General features: G+C 50.2%; 18 protein-coding genes. 13 read left to right on the top strand and 5 right to left on the bottom strand.

Annotation, left to right across the window (positions count from 1 at the left end; translation table 11 throughout):
- Positions 1-23: 23 nt before the first annotated feature.
- On the bottom strand, positions 24-275 hold the full coding sequence (locus DW720_RS04950) for a hypothetical protein (protein WP_022359551.1): 252 nt from the start codon (positions 273-275) through the stop codon (positions 24-26).
- Positions 276-491: 216 nt separating this feature from the next.
- Here DW720_RS04950 and DW720_RS04945 point away from each other — a divergent pair, with 216 nt between their 5' ends.
- Positions 492-1,658 carry an alanyl-tRNA editing protein gene (locus DW720_RS04945; RefSeq protein WP_118749307.1) on the top strand — a complete coding sequence of 389 codons (1,167 nt, stop codon included), beginning with the start codon at positions 492-494 and terminating at the stop codon, positions 1,656-1,658.
- A 202-nt stretch (positions 1,659-1,860) separates the two neighbouring features.
- Here DW720_RS04945 and DW720_RS04940 read toward each other — a convergent pair whose 3' ends face one another.
- Both DW720_RS04940 and DW720_RS04935 read right to left on the bottom strand, forming a co-directional pair.
- On the bottom strand, positions 1,861-2,097 hold the full coding sequence (locus DW720_RS04940) for a hypothetical protein (protein ID WP_022359553.1): 237 nt from the start codon (positions 2,095-2,097) through the stop codon (positions 1,861-1,863).
- Between the two features lie 185 nt (positions 2,098-2,282).
- On the bottom strand, positions 2,283-2,540 hold the full coding sequence (locus DW720_RS04935; protein WP_022359554.1) for a hypothetical protein: 258 nt from the start codon (positions 2,538-2,540) through the stop codon (positions 2,283-2,285).
- 494 nt (positions 2,541-3,034) lie between these two features.
- On the opposite strand from DW720_RS04935, the gene DW720_RS04930 reads away from it, so the two are divergent.
- Complete coding sequence (locus tag DW720_RS04930) at positions 3,035-3,517, top strand: bifunctional precorrin-2 dehydrogenase/sirohydrochlorin ferrochelatase (RefSeq protein WP_118749306.1); 483 nt, start codon at positions 3,035-3,037, stop codon at positions 3,515-3,517.
- Between the two features lie 25 nt (positions 3,518-3,542).
- Positions 3,543-5,969: a hydroxymethylbilane synthase gene (gene hemC, locus DW720_RS04925; RefSeq protein ID WP_243099699.1), complete on the top strand. Its 2,427-nt coding sequence runs from the start codon at positions 3,543-3,545 to the stop codon at positions 5,967-5,969.
- A gap of 108 nt (positions 5,970-6,077) precedes the next feature.
- On the opposite strand, the gene DW720_RS04920 is transcribed toward hemC, so the two are convergent.
- On the bottom strand, positions 6,078-6,932 hold the full coding sequence (locus DW720_RS04920; RefSeq protein ID WP_117795479.1) for a PHP domain-containing protein: 855 nt from the start codon (positions 6,930-6,932) through the stop codon (positions 6,078-6,080).
- Between the two features lie 331 nt (positions 6,933-7,263).
- On the opposite strand from DW720_RS04920, the gene DW720_RS04915 reads away from it, so the two are divergent.
- The 4 genes from DW720_RS04915 (at position 7,264) to DW720_RS04900 (ending at position 15,703) form a co-directional block, all read left to right on the top strand.
- Positions 7,264-9,066, top strand: a complete 1,803-nt coding sequence (locus DW720_RS04915) for a VanW family protein (RefSeq protein ID WP_182436516.1) — start codon at positions 7,264-7,266, stop codon at positions 9,064-9,066.
- A 346-nt stretch (positions 9,067-9,412) separates the two neighbouring features.
- The gene (gene nifJ, locus DW720_RS04910; protein ID WP_118749305.1) at positions 9,413-12,949 is read left to right on the top strand and encodes a pyruvate:ferredoxin (flavodoxin) oxidoreductase; all 3,537 of its coding nucleotides are present in this window, start codon (positions 9,413-9,415) and stop codon (positions 12,947-12,949) included.
- Positions 12,950-13,236: 287 nt separating this feature from the next.
- Positions 13,237-14,160, top strand: a complete 924-nt coding sequence (locus DW720_RS04905) for an alpha/beta hydrolase (protein ID WP_106999934.1) — start codon at positions 13,237-13,239, stop codon at positions 14,158-14,160.
- A 145-nt stretch (positions 14,161-14,305) separates the two neighbouring features.
- Positions 14,306-15,703, top strand: a complete 1,398-nt coding sequence (locus DW720_RS04900; RefSeq protein ID WP_106999933.1) for a nucleobase:cation symporter-2 family protein — start codon at positions 14,306-14,308, stop codon at positions 15,701-15,703.
- 146 nt (positions 15,704-15,849) lie between these two features.
- Here the strand turns inward: DW720_RS04900 and DW720_RS15700 are convergent, their stop codons facing one another.
- Entirely contained in the window at positions 15,850-16,974 is a 1,125-nt protein-coding gene (locus tag DW720_RS15700; protein WP_182436515.1) for an NTP transferase domain-containing protein, read from the bottom strand.
- 148 nt (positions 16,975-17,122) lie between these two features.
- Between DW720_RS15700 and DW720_RS04890 the strand changes: the two genes are divergently transcribed.
- From DW720_RS04890 to topA, 6 genes are all read left to right on the top strand, one after another.
- Entirely contained in the window at positions 17,123-17,986 is an 864-nt protein-coding gene (locus DW720_RS04890) for an FAD binding domain-containing protein (RefSeq protein ID WP_118749304.1), read from the top strand.
- Between the two features lie 59 nt (positions 17,987-18,045).
- Positions 18,046-18,522 carry a (2Fe-2S)-binding protein gene (locus DW720_RS04885; RefSeq protein WP_107000403.1) on the top strand — a complete coding sequence of 159 codons (477 nt, stop codon included), beginning with the start codon at positions 18,046-18,048 and terminating at the stop codon, positions 18,520-18,522.
- Entirely contained in the window at positions 18,519-20,831 is a 2,313-nt protein-coding gene (locus DW720_RS04880; RefSeq protein ID WP_106999931.1) for a molybdopterin cofactor-binding domain-containing protein, read from the top strand. Before DW720_RS04885 ends, DW720_RS04880 begins: the two co-directional genes overlap by 4 nt.
- Before the next feature lie 427 nt (positions 20,832-21,258).
- Positions 21,259-22,902: a YifB family Mg chelatase-like AAA ATPase gene (locus DW720_RS04875; RefSeq protein WP_118749303.1), complete on the top strand. Its 1,644-nt coding sequence runs from the start codon at positions 21,259-21,261 to the stop codon at positions 22,900-22,902.
- Positions 22,903-23,180: 278 nt separating this feature from the next.
- Positions 23,181-24,413, top strand: a complete 1,233-nt coding sequence (dprA, locus tag DW720_RS04870; RefSeq protein WP_243099698.1) for a DNA-processing protein DprA — start codon at positions 23,181-23,183, stop codon at positions 24,411-24,413.
- A 9-nt stretch (positions 24,414-24,422) separates the two neighbouring features.
- Positions 24,423-26,492 (top strand): type I DNA topoisomerase, encoded by a 2,070-nt coding sequence (topA, locus tag DW720_RS04865; protein ID WP_106999929.1) that lies wholly within the window; start codon positions 24,423-24,425, stop codon positions 26,490-26,492.

The following is a 26,492-nucleotide window of genomic DNA, read 5'->3' as shown; positions in this document are numbered from 1 at the left end:
TGCTGGATATGGTTGGATGTTTATCAGCAGCCAAAGCCACCGCCGCCACAGCAGCAGCACAGAAGCAGGATCCAGATCAGGCAGTCGCAGTTGTTGCCGCCGCATCCGTGGTCAAAGCATCCGCCGCCACATCCGCCGCAGCACAGCAGAATCAGAATCAGGAAGAGACAGTTGTTGTTGCCGAAACCGCCGCATCCACAGCCACAATTACAGCCGCAGCTTCCTCCGTTGTTATCACATCCGCAACCGCAGTTGGTAGCCGCTAAATCACTCATGGTTATGTCCTCCGAGATTTTCTATACACTTCATCATATGAGGGGCAGCTTGCCACAGTTTCCATAAATCAGGAAAATTAGGACGGAAATATTTTACTATAAATTTTTTGTTGAAATAATCGAGATAACCGAGATAACCGGGCGGATCGACATGGATGTTTATCCATAACGATTTGTCACAGAACATTGTACAACGAAATGAAAAGAGGAATGAAAATGGAACCGTTATATTATCAGACACCGTATGTAAAAGAATTTGATGCCATCGTCACCGCCTGCCGTCCGGCAAAGCACGGATTTGAGGTGGAACTTTCCCAGACCGGATTTTACCCGGAGGGCGGCGGACAGCCGTCGGACACCGGACGGATCGGGGAAGTGCACGTGACACATGTGGAGGAGAAACATGGCGTGGTTGTTCATGAGACGGACGCGCTGCTGGAGGTGGGAAGCACCGTTCACGCGGCCATCGACTGGGAACAGCGTTTTTCCAACATGCAGCAACATACGGGAGAACATATCATATCGGGGCTGATTCATGCCGCATACGGATATGATAATGTCGGATTTCATATGGGACACGATGAAGTGACGGTCGATCTGAATGGTCCGCTTAACTGGGAACAGTTAAAGGAAATCGAGAAGAAGGCAAATGCGGTTGTCTGGGCGAATCTTCCGGTACAGGTAACATATCCGGGTGAGGAGGAATTGAAAACCATCGATTACCGCAGCAAGAAAGAGCTGACCGGTCAGGTCCGCATCGTAGAGATTCCGGGGGCGGATATCTGTGCCTGTTGCGGCACACACGTGGATTACACGGGAGAGATCGGCGTGATCAAGGTGCTTTCCCTGATGAATTACAAGGGCGGCGTGCGTTTCTCCATGCTCTGTGGTGACCGTGCGCTGGAGAATTTTGAGGCGAAGACGGAGCAGATGCAGACGATCTCTAACCTGCTTTCTGCAAAACCGGAGAAGGCGGCGGAGGCGGTCAGCCATCTGAAAGAGGAGAGCGGGCGCAAGGACGGTGAGATCAACCGCCTCTGGCAGCGCATTCTCACCATGCAGGCAGACGTCTATCCGCAGGGGCAGAAAGCGCTGACTGTATTTGAGCAGGGCATGACGCCAGTTCTGGTGCGTCAGTTTGCAAATCTGCTATTGGAACAGGAAAAAGGAGAGACCGTGCTGGTGTGCTCTGGCGATGATGCGTCAGGTTATAACTACACAGCCGGAAGCCTCGGCCGTGATATGCGTGCATTCGGAAAAGAATTAAACGCCCGTCTGCAGGGACGCGGCGGCGGGAGCACCCAGATGGTGCAGGGAACATTCCGGGCGTCGCGGGAAGAAATTGAAAAAGTCTTTCAAGAGCTGGCGCGGATAGAAGCGTAGCTGTTTAGAAGGTTTGCGTGTTTACTGCGTGAAGTATGAGAAACGGTTTGACTTAGATTCATAAAACGGAAAAAAGCTTCCTGTGAAGCAGAGCCAATCTGCCATGCAGCCAGGAAGCTTTTTTATACAGTTTCTATCGTATCATTCAAACATTTTTTTATACAACGGCAAGGTACATACCGTGTACACCTTAGAAGAGAGCTTACTCTCCCTGATACATAAATTTAATCAGTCGGTCTAAGTCCTCTTTCTCATAAGCAACCAGCTCCAGCTCTTTGATATAGCCATTGGAAAAAATATTTGCCATCGACAGATACTGGGACAGCTTGGATTTCAGGTTGATGCGGTCGCCCTCCGGGGAAACCAGTTCGACGGTTCCTTTGCAGGAATCAATTACTTTAAAAAATGTGTTTACATCGGAAATGTTCTGGATTTTCATATTTAGCCCTCCTTCATGGATTGGCACACAACCCTGTGTGCAGTTTATAATTTCGTCAATCTTTTAACAATGATAATTATAACAGACCTCTATAAAGGGCGCAATGCTCACATTTTCCAAAAAAATCCTTAAAAAAATATCCCTGTATGTCAAAAATACAGGGATGTCCAAGAAAAGATTGTCTATTAATTGTCAAAATCAATATGAAATGTGTCGTTATTTGCGGTAATATGAACATAGGAGAGATTGAAGGACTCATCCAGAATGTCTACCTTGTATTCAAATACGACGCCATTGTCTTTTTTGGAGAGAAACAGGTAGGTTCCATTTTCTTTTTCCTCCATCTGATCGCAGATGTCGTTGTAGATATCCTCGCCGTTTACCTCGCCCGGATAGCCGGAAGCTTTGATCTTGTCTTCGATTGCTTTGTAAAATTCTTCCATCGTTGTAACTCCTTTATTGGTATTAGTCAATCTTTTTATACTCATTGTATTGAATTTAAATGTGTTATAAGTATACAAAATCTGCACCGTTCTGGCAAGACAAAACAAGGATTACTTTTTACGTATACGGGTATTAATAAAAGAGGGTTACTGTACACGCATACGTAAAAAGTAACGGAATTTGCCGTGGCTTCGCATTTCAATAGGGCAAATTCCTGCTGCCACCACGTTTTCTTACGGCACTTTCGGTTCCAAAAGTGCCTACCCGTGAACAGAAACAAAAGAGGTTCTAAAATGAAAAATAGATCTGCCTCACGCTTGATTTATAAAATGCGACACTTTATAATAATACAGAAATGCAGTCTGGAAGAGATGAAATCAATTCCGGTGGCATAGAAACAAACGAAGTAACTGTTCAGTAGGTCTGCGGATTTATTGCGCGTGACTGTGAAGGCACTGAACAGTTACCAAACGAAAATAGTGGGAGAAGAGAAATGTCCTATTTTCCGATTTTTATAGACATGACAGATCGGCAGGTGCTGGTTGTGGGAGCTGGAAGTGTGGCATCGAGGCGGGTCGGCGTGCTGGAAAAATTTGGCGCAGCGATCACGGTGATTGCACCGAACACTTCGGAAGAGGTACGGAAGCTGGCGGATTCACGGAAAATCCGTCTGATTGAACAAACCTATGAGGAAGTTCGTGATACGATCTGGCAGGAAAAAAACTTTTTTATGGCGCTGGCAGCGACCGGGCAGACGGGGACGGATGCACGGATCAAGGAGGATGCGTCGAACCATTCCGTCTGGTTTAATATGGCTTCCGATAAAAGTCAGTCAGAGTTTTATTTCCCGGCGATCGCCCAGGGCAGAGAACTGACAGCCGGATTGATTTCTGGCGGAGCGGATCCGGGATTGACGCATCGTGTGGCAAAAGAAGTACGCCGCGTGCTGGCGGAGGCAGAGGTAGAAGATACTTAATATATTTTATAGAGGAGATTAAAAATTGACAGATAAAAATAGGATCCGCGTAGGCAGCCGCGACAGTGCGCTGGCAGTTGTTCAGTCAAAGATGGCGATCGCAGCGATGCAGAATGTCTGTCCGGAGACAGGATTTGAATTGATCACGATGAAAACGACGGGAGACAAGGTGCTTGACCGTCCACTTGATGCGGTTGGCGGCAGGGGATTGTTTGTAAAAGAGCTGGATCAGGCGCTTTATGAAGGGCGGTGCGAGCTGACAGTTCATTCCTTAAAAGATATGCCGCTCTGTCCGCCGGAGGAGCTGCCGGTGCTGGCGCTTTTAGAGCGCGAAGATTGCCGCGATGTGCTGGTTCTGCGTGAAGGCTTATCCGAGCTTCCGGCACACCCGGTAATCGGAACTTCCAGCCGCCGCCGCGTTCTACAGGGGCAGAGATTATTCCCGGATGCAGAATTTAAGGGGATCCGAGGCAACCTGAACACGCGTTTGCGAAAGCTCGATTCTGGCGAATATGATGCGCTGATTCTGGCAGCGGCGGGGCTGATTCGTCTGGGATTTGCAGATCGCATCAGCCGTTATTTTTCTGTGGAGGAAATGATCCCGTCAGCAGGACAGGGTATTCTGGCAATCCAGGGACGGCGTGACCGGGAGATCCCTTTTGTGAAAATGGTTCACTCTGAGGAGTCTGCGGTTTTAACCAGGGCAGAACAGGGCTTTGTCGCCACGCTTGGAGGCGGATGTTCGTCGCCGACGGCAGCTTCGGCGGTGCTTGAAAATGGAAAAATCAAGCTGAGAGGTCTTTATTATAAGGAAGAAACGGGAGAAGTCCGTATTGGTTCCATTGAGGGGGAGGCAGAGAAAGCAGCGGAGCTTGGAAGAAAATTGGCGGAACAGTTATCGGGAAAGCCTGCACTGTCTCCGCTGGGGAAAGTCTACCTTATCGGCTCGGGTCCTGGCGATGCAGGGCTTTTTACCCTGCGCGGCAGAGAACTTCTGGAGCAGGCGGATGCCGTCGTCTACGACGCTTTGGCAGGCGACGCGGTACTGGGCTGGATTCCGGAGCATACGCGGAAAATTGACGTTGGTAAACGGAGTGGACGCCATTCGAAGAAGCAGGAAGAAATCTTAGAAATTTTATTAGAGGAAGCGAAAAAGGGCGGAACGATCGTGCGCCTCAAGGGCGGGGATCCGTTCGTCTTTGGACGCGGCGGCGAAGAAGCTGAATTTTTAAAGAAACATCAGATCCCGTTTGAGGTGGTTCCAGGTATCAGCTCCAGCCTGGCAGTTCCGGCATATTTTGGCATCCCGGTGACGCACCGCGGATTGGCGGGATCGTTTCATGTGATTACCGGACATCGTATGGAGGGCATGCCGGCTCTGGATTTTGAGGCACTTGCTCGGGTCGGCGGCACCTTAATTTTTCTGATGAGTGTTGCGAATGCGCCGAGGATCTGTGAGGGGCTTCTGAATGCGGGAATGAAACCGGAGACGCCGGCGGCATTTCTGATGAACGGAACCCTTGCGTCCCAGAGAATGATCCGCGCAACCCTGCAGACACTTCCGGAAGAGGGTGTGCGTCAGGGCGTCAAGGCGCCTGCCATCCTTGTGATCGGGGAGGTCTGTGCGCTTGCTGATACGTGTGCATGGAGAGAAGAAAAGCCGTTGGCAGGAAAACGGATCGTGATTACCCGCCCGAAGGAGCGCAGCCAGAAGCTGGCGGAACATCTGCGCGATGCCGGAGCGGAGGTGCTGGAATTTCCGACGATTGAGTTAAAACCGGTCTGGAAAAAATCAGAAAAAGCGGATGCTGGCACAGCGGATAAAGAAAAACTGTATGAACTGGTTCGGAATCTGGAATCGTATCACTGGCTGGTGCTCACAAGTCCGGCAGGGGCGCAATATTTCTTTGCGCTTTTGAACCAGATGCAGAAAGATTTCAGAAGCCTTTCCCATCTGCGTTTTGCTGTGATCGGCGAGGGAACCGCGTCCGTCTGCCGGGAACACGGCATTTACCCAGATTATATTCCGGAGCGCTTTTATGCGGCGGATCTTGGAAAAGGGCTGGCAAAACAGGTGAAGCAGAACGAACGCGTATGCATCCTGCGCGCCAGACATGGTTCGCCGGAACTGACGCAGGCATTTGAAGCTGTCGGAATATCCTATATGGATGTGACACTTTACGATACGATCACGCCGGAGGAATCGCCGCTTGCAGAGCGCATCCGTGAACTCCTAAAAGAGGGCGCGATCGATGCGGCCACGTTTACGAGCGGATCGACGGTACAGGGATTCCTGGATATTTTACAGCCGGATAAGGAGACATTGAACGGATTTACAGCCGTCTGTATCGGAGAAAAGACAGAAAAAACCGCCAGCGCGGCGGGAATGAAAGCTGTACTGGCGGAGTCCGTCTCGGAAGAAGGGATTGAGCAGGCGCTCTATCATATGTAAACATATAAACAGACGTCTGTTCAGCAGGTTCATGAAGAAGTTTTCATATAGATTGTAAATGCCTGAACATACGGAACCGATAGAAGCGTGAGCGGGTAAATCAGCATTTTAGCTGTTTTTCTGCTGTAACCGGGCTTTTATGTTGTCCAGCAGCAGTGCAGAAACCCGCAGACCGCCGTAGCCGCTTCCAAGATGGATATCTGGTTTGTTGGCACCGTGAAAATCGGAACCGCCGGTGGAGACCAGACCGAGACGGGAAGCTATTTCACGTAAATGAAGACTGTCGGATTGAGAGTGTGAGGAATAATAAACCTCGATGCCCATCATTCCGGCTTCTTTTAAATAGGAGAGAAGCTGCTCGGTCTTTTTCCAGCCAAGTTTATACTGGAGAGGATGTGCGAGCGCTGGTAAACCGCCAGCTACACGGATCAGGCGGATCGCTTCCTCCGGCTCAATCATCTGCTTCGGGCGGTAATATTTTTTGCCGTCCCCGAGGTATTTATCAAATGCCTGGCTGACCGAAGTGACACAGCCTTTTTCAAGCAGTGCGCGTGCAAAATGGGCACGGGTGATGACAGTGTGTTCATTTCCGTGAATTAAATCTTCATATTTAATGGGAAATCCATCTGCCTGAAATAAAGCGAGAAGCTCTTCATTGCGCCGGTTGCGGATCTCGCGGACCTGCCGCAGTGCAGATAAAAGTTCCGGGCAGTGCGGGTTCAGATAGAGCCCCAGAATATGGATTTCTTTTCCTTCATAAGGACTGGAAAATTCGGCACCGGGAATGACAGTCAGGGAGGTGTTCTCGGCTGCCTGCATGGCTTCCGCAACGCCGTCAACTGTATCATGATCCGTCAGCGCATAGGCGGTCAGACCGCATTGGAGCGCCAGCTTTGTCACTTCGGTGGGCGTGAGTGTTCCGTCCGAAGCAGTAGAATGAACGTGTAAATCAATTAACTGCATAGATGCAGACCTCCTTCTGCTGTAAGACTACCCGCATTAGATGGAAAAGTCAAGTATGCGGCAGATACCCGCTGCAGTTTGCCAGTGTGTAAACGGGAACAAAAATGATTGTTTACATCAGATATATTTGAAAGAAGAAGCGTTATACAAAAAACAGAGCGGCTGTGGAAATTTGTACCAGGAAACGGTTGTGGGGATCAAAAAAATTTATAAGTTAATTTAAGAATAATGTTATTTTCTTTTCCTGGAATTGTGCTATACTGTAGCAGGGATATTTTCAAATAAACACATATAATAAAATTTCATGGAAAAGACGGACAGGTGATGGAAAATGAGTGAGTACAACAGAAATTCTTCAGGAGGAAGGAATTTTGAACATAGAGGATTGGAGGGCGGAACGCTGAGTTCGTACAGCAGTACCGGGCATCGTTCGTCGTCCGGAACATCCAGCCATACAAAAAGTACAGCTGCGCACACAAGCACGGGACGCCGGGATACTGCGATGAACCGGGCGGCAGCCGGTCGGAGTGGGCATACTTCCGGGCGTTATAAAAAGAAGAGAAGAAACCGTCTGGATATTACACAGATCCTTTTGATCGTGATCGGTGTCCTGGCGGTTATCCTGATAGCGGCGATTGCCTCCCGCGGGTGCGGTGGGGGCAGCGCGGCAGGCGGGGCGACCGAATCGGATGCCGTACAGGAGAGTACCGTGGCAGATGGAGCGGTGACCGTCAACGGCGTCAATATTTACGGAATGACGCAGGAGGAGGCGCGCAAGGCGATCCTTGATTCATTTGACTGGAAGATGAAGGTCAAATACGAGGACAAAGAGGCCAACGTCACCAATCTGATGGCGGATAAAGTTGATCAGCTTCTCGAGGAGATCTATGCAAGTGATCTGAAACCGGGTGAGACATATGAAGTCAACACGGAAAATATGATCGAGGATGCCAAGGCAGAGGCAGCACTGATTGCCGGAAACTGGAACATGGCAGCCAAGAGCGGCGGTATCTCCGGTTACAATAAGGAAACGGGCAAGTTTGAGTTCAGCGAGGGCACCAAGGGACTTGTCATCGATCAGGACAAGCTGGCACAGGCGATGGTCGATGCGATTGACAAGAAAGAGTTTGATGCCGTTCTGACCGCAGAGACGAAGGAAGTCGCAGCGGATTCGTCGGTACAGGATAAGTACAAGACAATGTCCACCTACACAACCACGACGACCTCCAACAGCAACCGAAACGAGAATATCCGTCTGGCGGTCGCAGCGTTAAACGGAACGATTGTCAAACCAGGACAGGAATTTTCCTTTAACAATACGACCGGTGCGAGAACCGAAGAAAAAGGCTACAAGCCGGCAACCGCATACTTAAATGGCGAGGTTGTCCAGGAGCCAGGCGGCGGCGTCTGCCAGGTATCTTCGACCTTATATAACGCGGTTGTATTTGCGGGGCTTAAAAGTACGGAGCGCCACGCACACAGCTACGAGCCGTCCTACGTTACACCGGGCGAGGATGCGGCAGTCAGCTACGGCGGACCGGACTTCAAGTTCGTCAACAACTCGGAATATCCGCTGGCTATCAAGGCAAGCTTCAGCGCATCTGATCGAAAACTGACGATCGCACTGTATGGAGTTCCGATTCTGAAAGAGGGTGTCAAGATTCGTATGTCTTCTGAGAAGACAGGCGAGATTGATCCGCCGTCTGCGGTTTATACCGAGGATGGTTCCCTGCAGCCGGGTCAGGAAGTGCAGACAAAGGCAGCGACTCCGGGCAGCCGCTGGTCCACGGATCTGGTTACCTATGAGAATGATAAAGAAGTGAGTCGTGAATTTTTTCACAATAGCAGCTATCGTGGAAAGGCAGCGCAAATCAAACGTAACAGTTCCGCTACTGTAGCGACCAACGCAACGGAGACAACGGCGGCAGCAGAGAGCACCGCAGCTGAGACAAATGCAGCTAATGAGAGCACAGCGGCACATGAGACAACCACAGCGGCACCGTCCAGCCCTGACGGCGAGACAAAAGCTCCGACCACGACAGCGGCGGCATCCAACGAAGGACCACAGGAGACAACTCCAGAGCCAGAGGAAACGAACCCGGTTGTGGAAGCAAATGGACCTGGAAGCAATTAAAACCAAGGCAAAACTAAGGTGAAATATAGAAAGTGCTGTAAGATAGATTGCAAAAATGAATGATAAAAGGGCATTCAAGCGGCATTTGAATGAAAAGCACCGCTGGATGGAGAGTCTTTCTTCGTCTGGCGGTGTTTTTTTCCATATTTTGTGATTTTACCGACTATCTGAAAAAACAGTAGACAGCTTTTTTGTAATTGTTCGAAAAATAATACCGGATATAAATCAAATTTATTTGCATTTTGACGAGAATTTGTTATAATATTATCAGGTAAATTTCCAGGACAATCTATTTGGGGAGATTTATTACTGAATACATTCACTATCAATAGGAGGAATATTCATTATGGCAAGAAAGATGAAAACCATGGATGGAAACCACGCAGCAGCGCATGCTTCTTACGCATACACCGACGTGGCAGCTATCTATCCGATTACCCCTTCTTCTCCGATGGCTGAGGCTACCGATGAATGGGCAACAGACGGAAGAACCAATATTTTCGGCCACACAGTTCAGATTACAGAGATGCAGTCTGAGGCAGGTGCAGCAGGTGCAGTACACGGATCTCTGGCAGCAGGTGCGCTGACAACCACCTACACCGCTTCCCAGGGTCTGCTTCTGATGATCCCGAACTTATACAAAATTGCAGGTGAGCAGCTCCCGGGCGTATTTAATGTTTCTGCTCGTGCACTGGCCAGCCATGCGTTATCCATCTTTGGTGACCATTCTGATATTTATGCGTGCCGTCAGACAGGCTGCGCGATGCTGTGTGAATCCAGCGTACAGGAAGTTATGGATTTAACCCCGGTTGCACATCTGGCATCCATCAAGGGCAAGATTCCATTCATTAACTTCTTTGATGGTTTCCGTACATCCCATGAGATTCAGAAGATCGAGACCTGGGATTATGAAGATCTGAAAGATATGGCAGATATGGATGCAATCGATGCATTCCGTAAGAATGCACTGAACCCGAACCACCCGTGTCAGCGCGGTTCTGCTCAGAACCCGGATATCTTCTTCCAGGTAAGAGAGGCTTGCAACCCGTACTACGATGCACTTCCGGCGATTGTTCAGGAATACATGGACAAGGTCAATGAGAAGATTGGCACAGACTACAAGCTGTTCAACTACTATGGCGCTCCGGATGCAGAGCACGTTATCATCGCAATGGGTTCTGTCAACGATACCATCGAGGAGACGATCGATTACCTCGTAGCAGCTGGAAAGAAAGTCGGCGTTGTAAAGGTTCGCCTGTACCGTCCGTTCGTAGCCAGCGCACTGGTAGACGCTATTCCGGATACAGTTAAGCAGATTTCCGTATTAGACCGCACCAAAGAGCCAGGTTCCCTTGGCGAGCCGCTTTACCTTGATGTAGTAGCAGCATTAAAGGGTACAAAATTCGATCAGACTCCGATCTTCACAGGTCGTTACGGACTTGGTTCCAAGGATACTACACCGGCTCAGATCGTAGCTGTATATGAGAATACAACCAAGAAACAGTTCACCATCGGTATCGTAGATGATGTTACCAATCTCTCCCTGGAGCTTGGCGCACCGCTTGTTACCACTCCGGAAGGAACTGTAAACTGTAAATTCTGGGGTCTTGGTGCCGACGGTACTGTAGGTGCAAACAAGAACTCCATCAAGATCATCGGCGATAACACCGATATGTACGCACAGGCTTACTTCGATTATGACTCCAAGAAATCTGGTGGTGTTACAATGTCCCACCTTCGTTTCGGTCATAAACCGATCAAATCCACCTACCTGATCCACAAGGCAAACTTTGTTGCCTGTCACAATCCAGCTTACATCCGTAAGTACAACATGGTTCAGGAACTGGTTGACGGCGGTACATTCCTGTTAAACTGCCCGTGGAACATGGAAGAGCTGGAGCAGCACTTACCGGGACAGGTTAAGAAGTTCATCGCTGACCACAAGATTAAATTCTACACCATCGACGGTGTTAAACTGGGTATCGAGACCGGTATGGGTCCGACCCGTATCAATACCATCCTTCAGTCTGCATTCTTCAAGCTGGCAAATATTATTCCGGAGGAGAGAGCGATCGAACTGATGAAGGCTGCTGCAAAGGCAACCTACGGTCGTAAGGGCGAAGATGTTGTTAAGAAAAACTGGGCTGCTATCGATGCAGGCGCTCAGAACGTTGTAGAGATTCAGGTTCCGGAAAGCTGGAAGAACGGCGAGGACGAGGGACTTGAGATGACTCACGCAACCGAGGGAAGAGCAGACGTTGTTAAGTTTGTCAACACCGTTCAGGCTGCTGTCAATGCTCAGGAGGGTAACAACCTGCCGGTATCTGCATTTACCGATTATGTAGATGGTACAACTCCGTCTGGTTCCGCTGCATACGAGAAACGTGGTATCGCAGTCAATGTACCGGTTTGGAATCCGGACAACTGTATCCAGTGTAACTTCTGTTCTTATGTGTGCCCGCACGCAGTTATCCGCCCGATCGCGATGACCGAGGAAGAGGCTGCTGCCGCTCCGGAAGGAACAAAGACACTGCCGCTTACAGGTATGCCGCAGTACAAGTTCGTGATGACTATTTCTTCCTTGGATTGTACCGGATGTGGTTCCTGTGCAAATGTCTGCCCGGGCAAGAAGGGTGAGAAAGCACTTACGATGGTAAGTCTTGACAAGAATCTGGAGGCTCAGAAGGGTTATGACTACGGTCAGACACTTCCGATCAAACAGGATGTCATTGATAAATATAAAGAGACAACCGTTAAGGGAAGCCAGTTCAAACAGCCGTTACTTGAGTTCTCCGGCGCTTGTGCAGGATGCGGCGAGACTCCGTACGCAAAACTGATTACTCAGCTGTTCGGCGATCGTATGTACATTGCCAACGCAACCGGATGCTCTTCTATCTGGGGCAACTCTTCACCGTCCACACCTTACACCATGAACAAGGCTGGCAAGGGTCCGGCTTGGGACAACTCCCTGTTCGAGGACAACGCAGAGTTCGGTTATGGTATGCTTCTGGCTCAGAACGCAATCCGTGACGGCTTAAAGGGTAAGGTTGAGGCTGTGATGGCGGCAGAACAGGCGACCGATGAAGTGAAAGCAGCTTGCAAAGAGTGGCTGGATACTTACGGAATCGGTGCATTGAACGGCGTAGCTACCGACAAGCTGGTAGAGGCTCTGGACGGCATCGACTGCCCGAACTGCAAGGATATTGTGAAGAACAAAGACTTCCTCGCTAAGAAATCCCAGTGGGTATTCGGTGGCGACGGTTGGGCTTACGATATCGGTTTCGGCGGTGTTGACCACGTACTTGCTTCCGGCAAGGATATCAACATCATGGTATATGATACCGAGGTTTACTCCAACACAGGCGGACAGTCCTCTAAGGCAACTCCGACCGGTGCAGTTGCACAGTTTGCAGCAGGTGGTAAAGATGTGAAGAAGAAAGATCTTGCTTCCATCGCTATGAGCTACGGCTATGTATACGTTGCCCAGATCTCCATGGGTGCTGATTATGCTCAGACTGTTAAGGCAATCGCTGAGGCAGAGGCATATCCGGGTCCGTCCTTAGTCATTGCTTATGCTCCGTGTATCAACCACGGTATCAAGAAAGGTATGGACAAGGCTCAGACCGAGGAGAAACTGGCGGTAGAGTGCGGTTACTGGCACAACTTCCGTTACAATCCGGCTGCAGAGGACAAGAAGTTCACTCTGGACAGCAAGGCACCGACAGGTGACTACCAGGCATTCTTAAAGGGTGAGGTTCGTTACGCATCTCTGGCTCTGAAGAATCCGGATAGAGCCGGCGCGCTGGATGCAAAGAACGAGGAAGAGGCAAAGGCTAGATACCAGTACCTGAACAAGCTCGTTACTCTGTATACAAACAACTAATGAATCACTGATTCATGAATATATGACATACGATATATAAAACGTATGACTGCAGAAGCTCCGTCGAAAGATGGAGCTTTTGTTGTGTAATAGGGAATTCCCTATTACACAACAAGGCACATTCTTTTTTAGGGGGGAAAATTGTATAATAGAGTGTTTTTGTGGTATCCTGTATATGAAAAGGATCTGAAAATTATATGCTTCAATAAAACAGGAAAATAAAAAATATTTCAGGCAATGTTGAGAGAGATAATTCGATATAGCATTTAGAAAGCGGGGAAATCAGGATGGCACAGGGCAAAGATTTTTATATTCCATTTCAGGATGGGAGCGGCAGAATCCATGGCATCTGCTGGGAGCCGGAGGAAACACCGTGGGCGGTCATTCAGGTGGCGCACGGTATGATCGAGCACATTGGCAGATACGAAGAATTTGCACAGGCGATGAACCGGGCGGGGATTGCGGTCATCGGGCACGATCATCCGGGACATGGACGGACAGCAAAACCAGGGGAATTGGGCGAGTTCGCGGAGAAAAATGGTGTCCGCCGCGTGAACGGTGCGATGGCGCAGGTGGCACGTTTTGCGAAACACAAGTTTCAGGGCATTCCGCATATTCTTCTGGGGCACAGCATGGGTTCGTTTTTTGGACGCCGTTTTATCACGCATTATGGAGAATGGCTGGACGGCGCAATTTTCATGGGAACCGGAAGCCAGCCGGAACCACTTTTGTGGCTGGGCGGAACCGTCGTGGCAGCGGCAGCGTGGCTGGAAGGAAGAAATGGACGAAATGAGCGGCTGCACCAGCTGGTTCTTGGAAGCTATAACCGCTATTTTGAAAAAGGAAAAACGGAACATCAATGGCTGTCGCGCGTGACGGAGGAGGATGAAAAATACGAGGCGGATCCATACTGCCAGTTTTTATTTACCGATGGGGCATTCGTCGATTTTTTCCAGGTCATGCTGGATTTGAAGCGGAAGAGAGGCTTTGATGGAATTCCGAAAAATCTGCCGATTCTGCTGATATCGGGAGAGGAGGACCCGGTCGGAGAAGGCGGACGCGGTGTGCGGCGCGCGATGGAAGATCTGCAAGAAACCGGATGTACCAATGTGGCGATGCAACTTTATCCGGGGGCAAGGCATGAACTGTTTCATGAGATCAACCGGGAAGAGGTATTTGGTGATATTGTGGACTGGGTAAGTAAATTATAAGTAATACTTATAACTTACTTAATGAAAAATAATATACAAATGAAAAAACAATCTTTACAGTTCATATGCTTTTTTTTATAATTGAGAATGTTTTGGAAACTGTGTAAAAAGGTAGTTTTAAATTGGGTACAGGGAGAGAAAATCTATGGAAAATGAAAAGAAATTTACGGGACCTGCCTATGAGTTTGAGGCGAAGATGCCGTTAAAACAGGCGATTCCGCTGGGACTGCAGCACGTGCTTGCGATGTTTGTTGGTAACCTGACACCGCTTCTGATCATCACAGGCGCCTGTGGTATCACGGGCGGAAACGATCTGGCACAGCTGCAGATCGAGCTTCTGCAGAATGCGATGTTGGTGGCGGGACTGATCACGCTGCTGCAGTTATTTTCGGTTGGTCCGGTCGGCGGCAAGGTTCCGATTATCATGGGAACCAGCTCTGGTTTCATTGGTGTATTCAACAGCGTGGCGGCTACGATGGGCGGCGGTATTTTAGCGTACGGCGCCATTATGGGTGCTTCGATCATCGGCGGTCTGTTCGAGAGTGTGCTTGGATGCTTCTTAAAGCCGCTTCGCCGATTTTTCCCGTCGGTCGTAACAGGTACGGTCGTTCTTTCGATTGGTCTGTCATTGATCGGGGTCGGCGTCAATTCCTTCGGCGGCGGCAGCTCGGCGCAGGACTTTGGTTCCATGGAAAATATGCTGCTTGCTATTTTTGTCCTGATTGTGATTCTGGCAGTGAAGCACGGAACGAAGGGATATTTAAGTTCTTCCTCGATTCTGGTCGGAATTATTGCCGGTTATGCTGTAGCATTCATCATGGGTCTGGTGCTTCCTCACACGGGCATTGCAGCGGACGGAACCGAATATACCAAAGCATGGGTATTAAACTGGGATAAGGTAGCACAGGCGAGCTGGATCAGCATTCCGCCGATCGTCCCGGTTAAAATTGTCTTTGATATGCGCGCAATTTTGCCGGTTCTTATCATGTTTATTGTAACCGCTGTTGAGACGGTCGGAGATATTTCCGGTGTCGTTGAGGGCGGTATGGACCGTGAGGCGACCGATAAAGAGCTTTCCGGCGGCGTTATCTGCGATGGACTTGGTTCCAGTATTGCGGCGCTGTTCGGTGTTCTTCCGAACACTTCGTTCAGCCAGAACGTAGGTCTGGTTACGATGACAAAGGTAGTCAACCGCATGGCACTTGCAACCGGCGCGGTATTCCTGATTCTGTGCGGTCTGATTCCGAAGCTGGGTGCGATCGTTTCGATCATGCCGCAGTCGGTACTGGGAGGCGCAGCGGTTATGATGTTCTCTTCGATCGTAGTTAGCGGTATTCAGCTTATCACGAAAGAGAAGATGACTTCACGCAACCTGACCATCGTCTCTGTTGCACTGGGTGTTGGTTACGGCATGGGTGCACATGCAACCATCCTTTCCAAGATGCCGGAAGCAATTCAGCTTGTATTCGGCGGATCTGGTATCGTTCCGGCAGCTTTCATGGCGATTATCCTGAATGTGCTGCTGCCGAAGGATGAGGCGTAAGAAATAGGAAGATTAGAAAAAGGTCATAGGTACATAAAAATATAAGATCCATCTATAAAATATGGAATGTATGGCTGAAAGTGATACGTAGATTGATAAAAAGGGACTGGCATCATGCTGCATGTGTGATGTCAGTCCTTATAGTTTTATTCAATTGTTACCAGATTCTCCAGGCGTTTGAGCTCCTCCGGCGTGTCTACATCCATCAATTCCTCCGGCACTTCGGCAGTCACATACTGGACAACGTCCGGATGCTGGCGGAGAACATGGCTTCCGCCAGCTTTTTCCGGCAGATGGAGCAGTTCGCCAAAATATGCCCGGTCGAAGAGAATCGGGCTTCCGACGGTGGTTGAGACGGAAGGTTCGGGAGAAGCCGTCATTTGGACGCTGCAGAGCTGTACGATCGGTGATTTTTCTGCAATTCCTGAATTCTGAGGCAATTTTGATTCCAAAATAGAAAAATCAGAATCTGGGAAAACAGATTTTGAGTGACCTGGTGATATTCTGCATTCGAGATAGCGTCGGCATATCCGTTCCAGTGTCCGTGGACGCAGAAGCGGCTGATCGCCGAGTGCAAAGAGACAGCCTGATAAATCCGGGTGCCTTTTTAACATGTGTGTAAGTCCCAGGCAGAGCGCCTCGTTTCGATTGGGAAGTGTATGAATCAGCACCGGAATCCCCAGGGACTGACAGTAATCGTGAACCTCCCGGGAGCGCGTCACAACGAGACGATCGGCAAAGAGCGGAACAGAACCGGTCACATCCAGAACCGAGTGGATGAGCGGAGTACCGTGGAACGAAGCCATGAGCTTGTTTGAGCCGAAACGTTTTCCAAGACCGGAGGCCATGATGATGCAGGCGATCCGGACATCGTTTGAATTTTGCAAACAAGTGAAAGAGGGCGTTTGTGTTCCAGAAGAGAAAAAAACAGATTTCCGTCTGCAAAAAAATTCTTCATATAATTGTTGCCCACTCTCCGTACATGCATCCCGATATGCCTCATACTTAGCTAGAAACTCCCTCGCCTCCGCCGTCATCTGGCTGCCTCCGCCGCCTTTTCCGCCGGTGGTGCGGACGGTCAGTGGAAATCCAAGCGTGGCTTCGGCGGAGCGGATAATCCGAAGTGCTTTTGTATACGCCATATTCATGGACAGAGCGGCGGAGCGGAGCGAGCCGGTTTCATCGATGGCATGAAGAAGCTGACGAGGACCTTCGCCAAAGAAACGATGGTTTTCGTCGTTGCAGAGGTAGGTACGGATGGATGGTTTCATAGTTTTTGTCAAATCCTCCTAATCTTTTCTGAAAAAAGGGGTCTCGTTGTATTTTTAAAATAACAACGGAATTATACCATGTTTTATGCTATAATAAAAGATGGATAATTTTGTTATTTAAGAAATAGATGAAAAAGAGGAAAAACCTATGATGACGATTCGAGAATATAAACGGGTAGAAAGCCTGGAGGAAGCCTGGGAGCTGAATCAGAAAAAAGCGAACCGGGTGATAGGCGGTATGATCTGGCTGAAGATGAGCCGGGGCAATGTAGGAACCGCGATTGATATTTCAGGGCTGGGGCTGGATCAGATAGAGGAGACAGAGGATGCATTTGAGATTGGCGCGATGGTTACCCTGCGCCAGCTGGAAGAACATCCGGGACTGGCGGCATACACAGACGGTGCCATGCGCGAGTCGGTGCGCCATATCGTCGGCGTGCAGCTTCGGAACCTGGCGACAGTCGGAGGCAGTATCTATGGCAGGTTTGGGTTTTCAGATGTCCTGACGATGTTCCTGGCGATGGACACCGAAGTGGAACTTTACAAAGCTGGACGGATGCCGTTGGTGGAATTTGCAAAACAGATCGGCGGCCGGGACATTTTAGTCAAATTAATTGTCCATAAAGACAAAGCCGTATATCACTATCAGTCCGTGCGGAATACGCAGACTGATTTTCCAGTGCTGACCTGTGCGGCGGCGAAACGGGCGGATGGAGCATATCGTTTTAGCATCGGTGCGCGTCCGGGGCGTGCTGTGTTGTTCGAGGCATCAGCGGAGACAATACAGGCGCTTATAGAGGAAAAGCAAAAGGCTGAAACAAAAGCAGATGCGGATGCTGATATCAGAGAAAATCAGGACAAGGCGCAGACCGGGAAGAAAGCAGCCTGTCTTGCAAAGTGGATCCGTGATCAGGTTCAGACATCTTCAAATATGCGCGGCAGCGCTGAATACCGGAAACATTTAACCGGTGTTCTGATAAAGCGGGCGGTGCGTGTGCTGGAAGAGTGCTAAACGAAATAGGACAATAAAATGATCGTATAACAGTATGAATATTAGGAGATTCACATATGATGCAGATAACGATTACTCTAAATGGAACGAAGATTTCTCCGGAGATTGAGCCGGATACGCTTCTGATTGATCTGGTACGCAGTCAGGGCTGTTACAGTGTCAAGCGCGGCTGCGAGACGGCAAACTGCGGACTCTGTACCGTATTTCTGGATGAAAAACCAGTGCTTTCCTGTTCCGTGCTGGCGGCGCGGGCGGACGGTCACAGCGTGACGACGCTGGAAGGACTCCAGGAGGAGGCAAAAGAATTTGGCGCATTCATTGCCGATCAGGGAGCCGAACAGTGCGGCTTCTGTAATCCGGGCTTTATCATGAATGCGCTGGCGCTGTTCCGGGAAAAAGAGTTCCCGGAGGAGGATGAAATCCGCGAATATCTGGCAGGAAACCTGTGCCGCTGTTCCGGTTATGAAGGACAGCTTCGCGGCATTCTGGCATTTTTAGACTGGAAGAGAGAAAAACAGAAGGAGGCGGCAGAATGAGAGTAGTCAATACTTCTGTACGAAAAAAAGATGCGATGCAGCTGGTAACCGGACAGCCGGTTTACGTGGATGATCTGGCGCCGCAGGACTGCCTGATCGTCAAACTTCTGCGTTCCCCGTATGCGAATGCGATGGTAAAAACGATCAACACCGCGATCGCAATGAAAGTTCCGGGCATCGAGGCAATTTATACCTGGGAGGATGTGCCGCAGGATGCAAAGCGCTACACACAGGCGGGGCAGACATACCCGGAGGCGAGCCCGTATGACCGTCTCCTGATCGACCGCCATGTCCGTTTTCAGGGCGATATTGTGGCGATTGTAGCAGGAAAAGATGAAAAATGTGTCGATAAAGCACTCCGCCTGATCAAGGTACAGTACGAAGTCTTAGAGCCGGTTCTGGATTTCCATACGTCAAAGGACAACCCGATCCTGGTTCACCCAGAGGACAACTGGGAGAGTCTTGCTCCGGTCGGCGCAGACAACAAGCGCAACCTCTGCGCGCACGATGAGTGCGGCAACGGGGATGTCGAGGCGGTTTTAAAGGACTGCGACATCGTGATTGACCATGTATACCACACAAAGCCGTGCCAGCAGACGATGATGGAGACATTCCGTACCTATTGTTCGATCGATACCTACGGAAGATTAAATATTTTAAGTTCCACGCAGATCGTGTTCCACTGTCGCAGAATCGTGGCAAATGCGCTTCATATCCCGAAGTCGATGGTGCGCGTGAGCAAGCCGAGAATCGGCGGGGGTTTTGGTGCGAAGCAGACGGCGGTCTGTGAAGTGTATCCGGCATTCGTTACCTGGATGACGAAAAAACCGTCGAAGCTGATTTATAGCCGGATGGAGACACAGACGGCGTCTTCGCCGCGCCATGAGATGGAGATGCATGTACGTCTGGGCGCGATGAAGGACGGCACGATCCGCGGCATCGATCTTTACACATTGTCCAATACCGGTGCTTACGGCGAGCATGGACCGACAACCGTTGGACTGTCAGGACACAAATCGATCCCGTTGTATGGAAGTGTTGAAGCATTCCGCTTTATCAGCGATGTTGTCTATACGAATATCATGTCGGCAGGCGCGTACCGTGGCTATGGTGCGACACAGGGACTTTTCGCGATCGAGTCGGCGGTCAATGAGCTGGCAGACCAGATTCAGATGGACCGCTTTGAGATCCGCCTGAAAAACATGGTTAAAGAGGGCGATCTGATGCCAGCATATTATAATCAGGTTAATACAAGCTGCGCACTCGACCGTTGTGTAAAAAAAGTGCGTGAGATGATCGGCTGGGAAGACAAATATCCGGTGCGTGACATGGGCAATGGCAAGGTCCGCAGCGTCGGCATGGGTATGGCGATGCAGGGATCGGCAATCACGGCGATGGATGTCGGAAGTGCCCGTCTCAAAGTCAACGACGAAGGGTTCTATACATTGTCGCTCGGAGCGGCAGATATGGGAACCGGCTGTGACACGATTCTGGCGCAGATTGCGGCGGAAGTGCTGGAATGCCCAATTGACGCAATCACGGTGCTGGGCGCGGACACGGATTCATCCCCGTATGACTCAGGTTCTTATGCATCGAGTACGACTTATCTGACCGGAAAAGCGACCGAACGGTGTGCGCTGCGCCTGCGCGAGCAGATCTGTAAACTGGGGGCAGAGCTTCTGGGCGTCCCGGCGGATGCAGTGGAATTTGACGGAAAAGAGGTATTCACAACCGAAAAAGCCGGGGATGAGACGAAGAAGATCGCTCTGGCTGATATCGCAACGGCGTCCATGTACGGGCATGAAATTCCGCTGGAGGTAACCGAGTCGAGAACCGCCCACATTTCCCCGCCTCCGTTTATGGCAGGTGCGGTTGAGCTTGAGATTGATATGGAGACAGGCGAAACCAGCGTTATTAATTATGCGGCAGCGGTAGACTGCGGTACACCGATCAATCCGAATCTGTCCCGCCTGCAGGTTGAGGGCGGTCTGATGCAGGGAATCGGCATGGCGCTGACGGAAAATATTACCCGTAATGCACAGGGTGGTGTGCGTGAAAATTCCCTGATGCAGTATAAGATTCCGACCCGGATTGACTATGGACATTTAAACGTTGAGTTTGAGAGCAGTTATGAGCCATCTGGTCCGTTCGGAGCAAAGTCGATCGGCGAGATTGTTATCAATACGCCGCTTCCGGCGATTGCTGATGCGGTGTACAATGCAGTCGGAAAACGATTCTATGAGCTTCCGATCACGCCGGAGCAGATTGCACGCGCGGCGGCAGAGAAGCTGGGAGAAGATTTTATTTAAAGAGATAGATTAAAAACAAAAAGCTGCAGCAGAATGTTATATGTTAGCATTTTGCTGCAGCGTTTTGTTTTTGTGTGCGCACAATGTCAATTAATTAGTGTCATAGTTCTAAGCTGTTTTGGCTTGCATTCTGCCGCAGGTCTATATATAATGAAAGAGTGAATATCTATTTTAGGTCTGGTAAATCTGATTTCATGATTCAAATCTATTTATTTTAATTTCAAATCAAATTCAAGTAGAATCTCTTTTATCTCAGTTGAGAAGACCCCACCTCTTTTGGGTGATATCAATTTCAGAGAAGATAAGATTGTTATAATATATTTTTAATTCTAAAAATTCAAAATATCATTAAAAGTATCCAAATTTTAAGCCTGTATGATATGAAAAATACAAGGCAAGATAAAAAATCAATAATAGGGGGAAATATATGTTCAGTAAAATAAACAGTTTCAGCACCCGCGGCATCGATGGCTACCGGATCACGGTGGAGGTTGATGTGAGCAACGGATTGCCGAGTTTTGTCATGGTGGGCTACCTGGCGGAGGAGGTGCGGGAGGCGCAGGAGCGCGTTCGGACCGCACTTCGGAATGCGGGGTTTTGCCTGCCGCCGAAGCGGATCACGGTCAATTTATCGCCAGCTGGGGTGCGGAAAGAGGGAACGGGGTGTGATCTGGCGATCGCGGCAGGAATTTTGAGGTGCTTGTGGGAACAGGGTGAAAAGGCAAAAATAAGAAAGACGGATGAAACCTGCCCGGAAATGGATGGGATGGAAGATGAGGAGAATAATTCTGCACCGGATTGGGACCAATGGGCGTTTATCGGTGAACTGGGTTTGGACGGCAGCATCAAGCCGTTGACCGGTGTTCTTTCGATGGTCTATGAAGCGCGCCGCTGCGGAATGAAACGGGTTTTTCTATCCGAAGAGAATGTACAGGAGGGACGGGCTGTGGATGGAATCGAGATCGTCGGAGTCCGGGATGTGAAAGCGCTGACGGCTTGCCTGCAGCATCCGGAACAGATTCACGGACAATGGTTCACACCAGATCTGTTTCAGGCGGGACAGGAAGAATTTGACGTCGATTTTGATGAGATCGTCGGACTTCCGCTGGTGCGGCAGGCAACCGAGGCGGCAGCAGCGGGGCGTCACAACATTCTCTATATCGGACCGGCTGGAACGGGAAAAACGATGGCAGCTCGGCGTATTCCGACAATTTTGCCGCCGCTTACGCTGGAGGAAAGCATTGAAGTTTCGAAGATATACAGTATCTGCGGTCTCCTGAAGCCAGACACACCGCTGGTTTTGCAGCGTCCGTTCCGCAGCCCGCATCACAGCACGACCGCCCAGGCGATGGCAGGCGGAGGACGAAATCCGAAGCCCGGGGAGATCTCACTCGCCAGTTATGGAACCCTCTTTTTAGATGAGTTAACGGAGTTTCAGCCGAAAATTTTGGATCTGCTGCGTCAGCCGATGGAGGAAGGAAGCATCACGGTTTCCCGTCTCAACCAGACGGTTGTATTTCCGGCAAAAACGATGATTGCGGCGGCGATGAATCCCTGCAAATGCGGTTTTTTCCCAGATTTGGGAAAATGCCGTTGTACTCCAACCCAGATCCGCCGGTATCTGAACCGCGTTTCGGGACCATTTTTAGATCGGATCGATATTGGGGTGGAAGTACCGCGGCAGGATTTGGGGATGATGACCGCAGAGAAGAATATAGATGAGGGGAGTTTTCCACAGACAGAGCAGAGGAATTCCTCCGCTGTCATGCGCGCCCGCGTCATGGAGGCGCGCGCTCGACAGGAAAAGAGGTTTGCAGACGAATCTATCTCCTACAACAGCCAGATGACCCGCCGCCAGATCGAAGAGTATTGCCGTCTATCCGGGGAAGATGCGGTATTTCTGGAAAAGGTCGAACGGCAGCAGGGAATCAGTGCCAGGGGACACGGAAAGATTTTAAAAGTAGCGCGCACACTTGCCGATCTGGATGGACAGGCGGAGATCGGGCGGACGCAGTTAGCGGAGGCGATAGGATTCCGGAGTTTTGAAAAAAAATATTGGGGGAGTCTCTGAAAAGAAGCATGTCTAAAAGATTGAAAGAATAAAAAGTTTAACAAGGGTTGTAATTGTTATATCAGATGTGAGATGACTCCCACCTCTTCAGGTGGCGAGAAACAAATTAGTATCAGTGGTGGGAGCCAATCCCCCATCTGATATAGCCTCCGGCAGGATTGCTTAAGATGCGCAAAAGAAGTATGTCATGCTTTGCATGACGCGCATCTCGCAGCAAGAATGCCGAGGCATTCTTGAAGGTAAAAGGCAGCCGATCTGACATATATAGGGGGAAAGATATGGAAATAGGAAAAGAAGAGAGCAATGTACAGAATGCTCAGCTTTCTATGCAGGAACTATATGGAAAAACACAGGAACCGCCGCATAAAAAAGTGCCTCTGACAGAAAATATGCAGTATTCCGACCGTGAGCGCATCCATGCCTACTGGCTATCGCGGGTGGATGGAATCGGCGCGGTGACGGCGGCTAAATTATATGAATCGTGCGGCAGTTTTGAGGGAATCTATGAGCGGGTTTTATATAATAGGAAGAAACTGGATCCGTTTATATGTTCCTTTCTCGGAAAGGCTGTGAAAAAGGGGCTGGAGGAAGCGGTTCCGCTCTTCAAACAGCGCGTGGAAGAATACGATAGGCTGGAGGAACAGGGGGTACGTTTCATTCTGTGCGGTGAGGCGGCATATCCGAAGCGCCTGATGCATATCTATGATAAACCGATGTGGCTGTTTGTGCGTGGAATGCTTCCAGAAGATGCGAAACCATCCGCGGCAGTCATCGGGGCGCGCAGCTGTACGCCGTATGGACGACAGGAGGCAGAGTATTTCGGCCGGATTCTGGCAGAAAGCGGCGTGCAGGTAGTGAGCGGCATGGCGCTGGGGATCGATCAGGCGGGGCATAAGGGCGCGATGGATGGCGGCGGACTGACGTATGCCGTGATGGGCTGTGGGATTGACACCTGTTATCCGCCATCCGGCATCCGACTGCATGCGCGCATCCGTGAACAAGGCGGCATATTGTCAGAATATGGACCGGGTGTACCGCCGACGGCATCCCATTTTCCAATCCGGAACCGGATCATCAGCGGACTTTCCGACCTGGTGCTGGTCGTGGAAGCACGAAAAAGAAGCGGCTCCCTGATTACGGCGGATCTGGCGCTGGAGCAGGGAAAAGAGGTATTTGCGCTGCCGGGACGGCGCATCGATCCGCTCAGTGAGGGCTGCAACCGGCTGATTGCACAGGGGGCGGGGATCGTGACGAAACCGGAGGATGTGTTGGATTTCTTCCATATAAAATGTAAAAATTCTTGTAAAAAAACAATAAAATCAGTAAATGCACTTGCCAAGTCGGAAAAAATGGTGTATAGTTGCCTAGATTCACAACCGAAACATCTGGAAGCGGTCATGAAAAGCTGTGGGGTGACAGCAGGGGAATGCATGACTGCGCTTTTGAATCTGGAAATGCAGGGATTGATCCTGCAGCCAATGAATCAATATTACGTTAGGAAGATTGTATAGAGGTCTGTTATGGCAAAAAATCTGGTTATTGTAGAGTCTCCGGCGAAAGTCAAGACAATTAAAAAATTTTTGGGTTCCAACTATGAGGTGGACGCCTCCGGCGGTCATGTGCGCGACCTCCCTAAGAGCACGCTGGGAGTGGACGTAGAGCATGGATATGAGCCGAAGTATATCACCATCCGGGGAAAGGGCGATGTGTTGGCGCGTCTTCGTAAAGAGGTTAAAAAAGCGGATAAGATTTATCTCGCAACTGACCCGGACCGCGAGGGAGAGGCGATCTCCTGGCACCTGATGAAAGCATTAAAGCTGGATGAACAGAAAGATAAAAAGGTTTACCGTATCAGTTTCAATGAGATTACAAAAAACGCCGTCAAGGCATCTTTAAAAGAGCCGCGTGCCATCGATGAAAATCTGGTGGATGCACAGCAGGCGAGACGTATGCTTGACCGTATGGTGGGTTACCTCATCAGCCCGCTTCTCTGGGCGAAGGTCAAGAGAGGACTCAGCGCCGGTCGTGTGCAGTCGGTCGCGCTGCGTATGATCTGCGACCGTGAGGAAGAGATCAATGCGTTTATACCGGAAGAATACTGGACGCTGGATGCACAGCTCCACGTACATGGCTCCAGAAAGAAGCTGACCGCCCATTATTACGGCGATAAGGACGGCAGGAAGGCAATTCACAGCAAAGAGGAAGTGGAGGCGCTTATGAAGCGTCTGGAGGGCTGTGAGTACGAAGTGCGCGATGTGAAGCTGGGCGAGCGCGTGAAGAAGGCGCCGATCCCGTTTACGACCAGTACGCTGCAGCAGGAGGCATCCAAGACGCTGAATTTCTCAACGCAGAAGACGATGCGCCTTGCCCAGCAGCTCTATGAGGGCGTGGATATCAAGGGACGCGGCACAATCGGTCTGATCACCTACCTGCGTACCGATTCCACCCGCATCGCGGCAGAGGCAGATGCGGCGGCGAGAAGCTATATCGGCGACCAGTTTGGGGCAAGTTACGTGTCCGAGGCGCCGGCGGCGGCAAAATCAGACGCCAAGATCCAGGACGCACACGAGGCGATCCGTCCGACCGACATTACACTGACGCCGGTACAGGTAAAAGAACAGCTTTCCAGAGACCAGTTCCGTCTGTACCAGCTTATCTGGAAGCGCTTCACGGCGAGCCGGATGCGCCCGGCGGTTTACGAGACAACCTCCGTCAAGGTAGCAGCCGGAGAGGAGCTTTTTACCCTGTCGGCGTCCAAAATCAAATTTGATGGCTTCATGTCCGTCTATTCACAGGACGAGGATAAGGAGACCGACGGCGTTCTGAACGAGTCGCTGGAAGCAGGCATGAAGCTGGATTTAAACCAGTTAGAACCGGCACAGCATTTTACACAGCCACCGGCACATTATACAGAGGCGTCGCTCGTCAAGGCGCTGGAAGAGCAGGGCATCGGACGGCCAAGTACCTATGCACCGACCATCACGACAATCATCGCGCGCCGCTATGTAGCGAAGGAAAATAAGAACCTCTATGTGACAGAGCTTGGCGAGGTAGTCAACCGGATGATGAAGAAGGCGTTCCCATCCATCGTTGATTTGCAGTTTACGGCAAATATGGAGTACCTGCTCGACAGCATCGGGGACGGCACGATCGGCTGGAAGACCGTTATCGAAAACTTTTATCCGGATCTTGACAAGGCGGTTAAAGAAGCGGAGAAGACGCTTGAGAGCGTCAAGATTGCTGACGAGGTGACGGATGTGATCTGTGACCAGTGCGGGCGCAACATGGTAATTAAGTATGGCCCGCACGGCAAATTCCTTGCCTGCCCGGGATTCCCAGACTGTAAAAACACGAAGCCGTACCTGGAAAAGATCGGCGTGAAGTGCCCGAAATGCGGTGGTGAGATTGTCATCCGTAAATCGAAAAAGGGCAGAAGATATTACGGCTGCGAAAATAACCCGGACTGCGATTTTATGACCTGGCAGAAACCGTCAAAAGAAATGTGTCCGAAATGTGGACATATTATGCTCGAAAAGGGAAATAAGCTTCTTTGTTCTAACGAAGCCTGCGGTTTTGTAAAAAACTCATAA

Source organism: Clostridium sp. AM27-28 (assembly GCF_003480955.1).
GTDB lineage: Bacteria > Bacillota > Clostridia > Lachnospirales > Lachnospiraceae > Otoolea > Otoolea fessa.
Note: the sequence above shows the minus strand (reverse complement) of the source record. Positions and strands in the feature narration are given on the sequence as shown.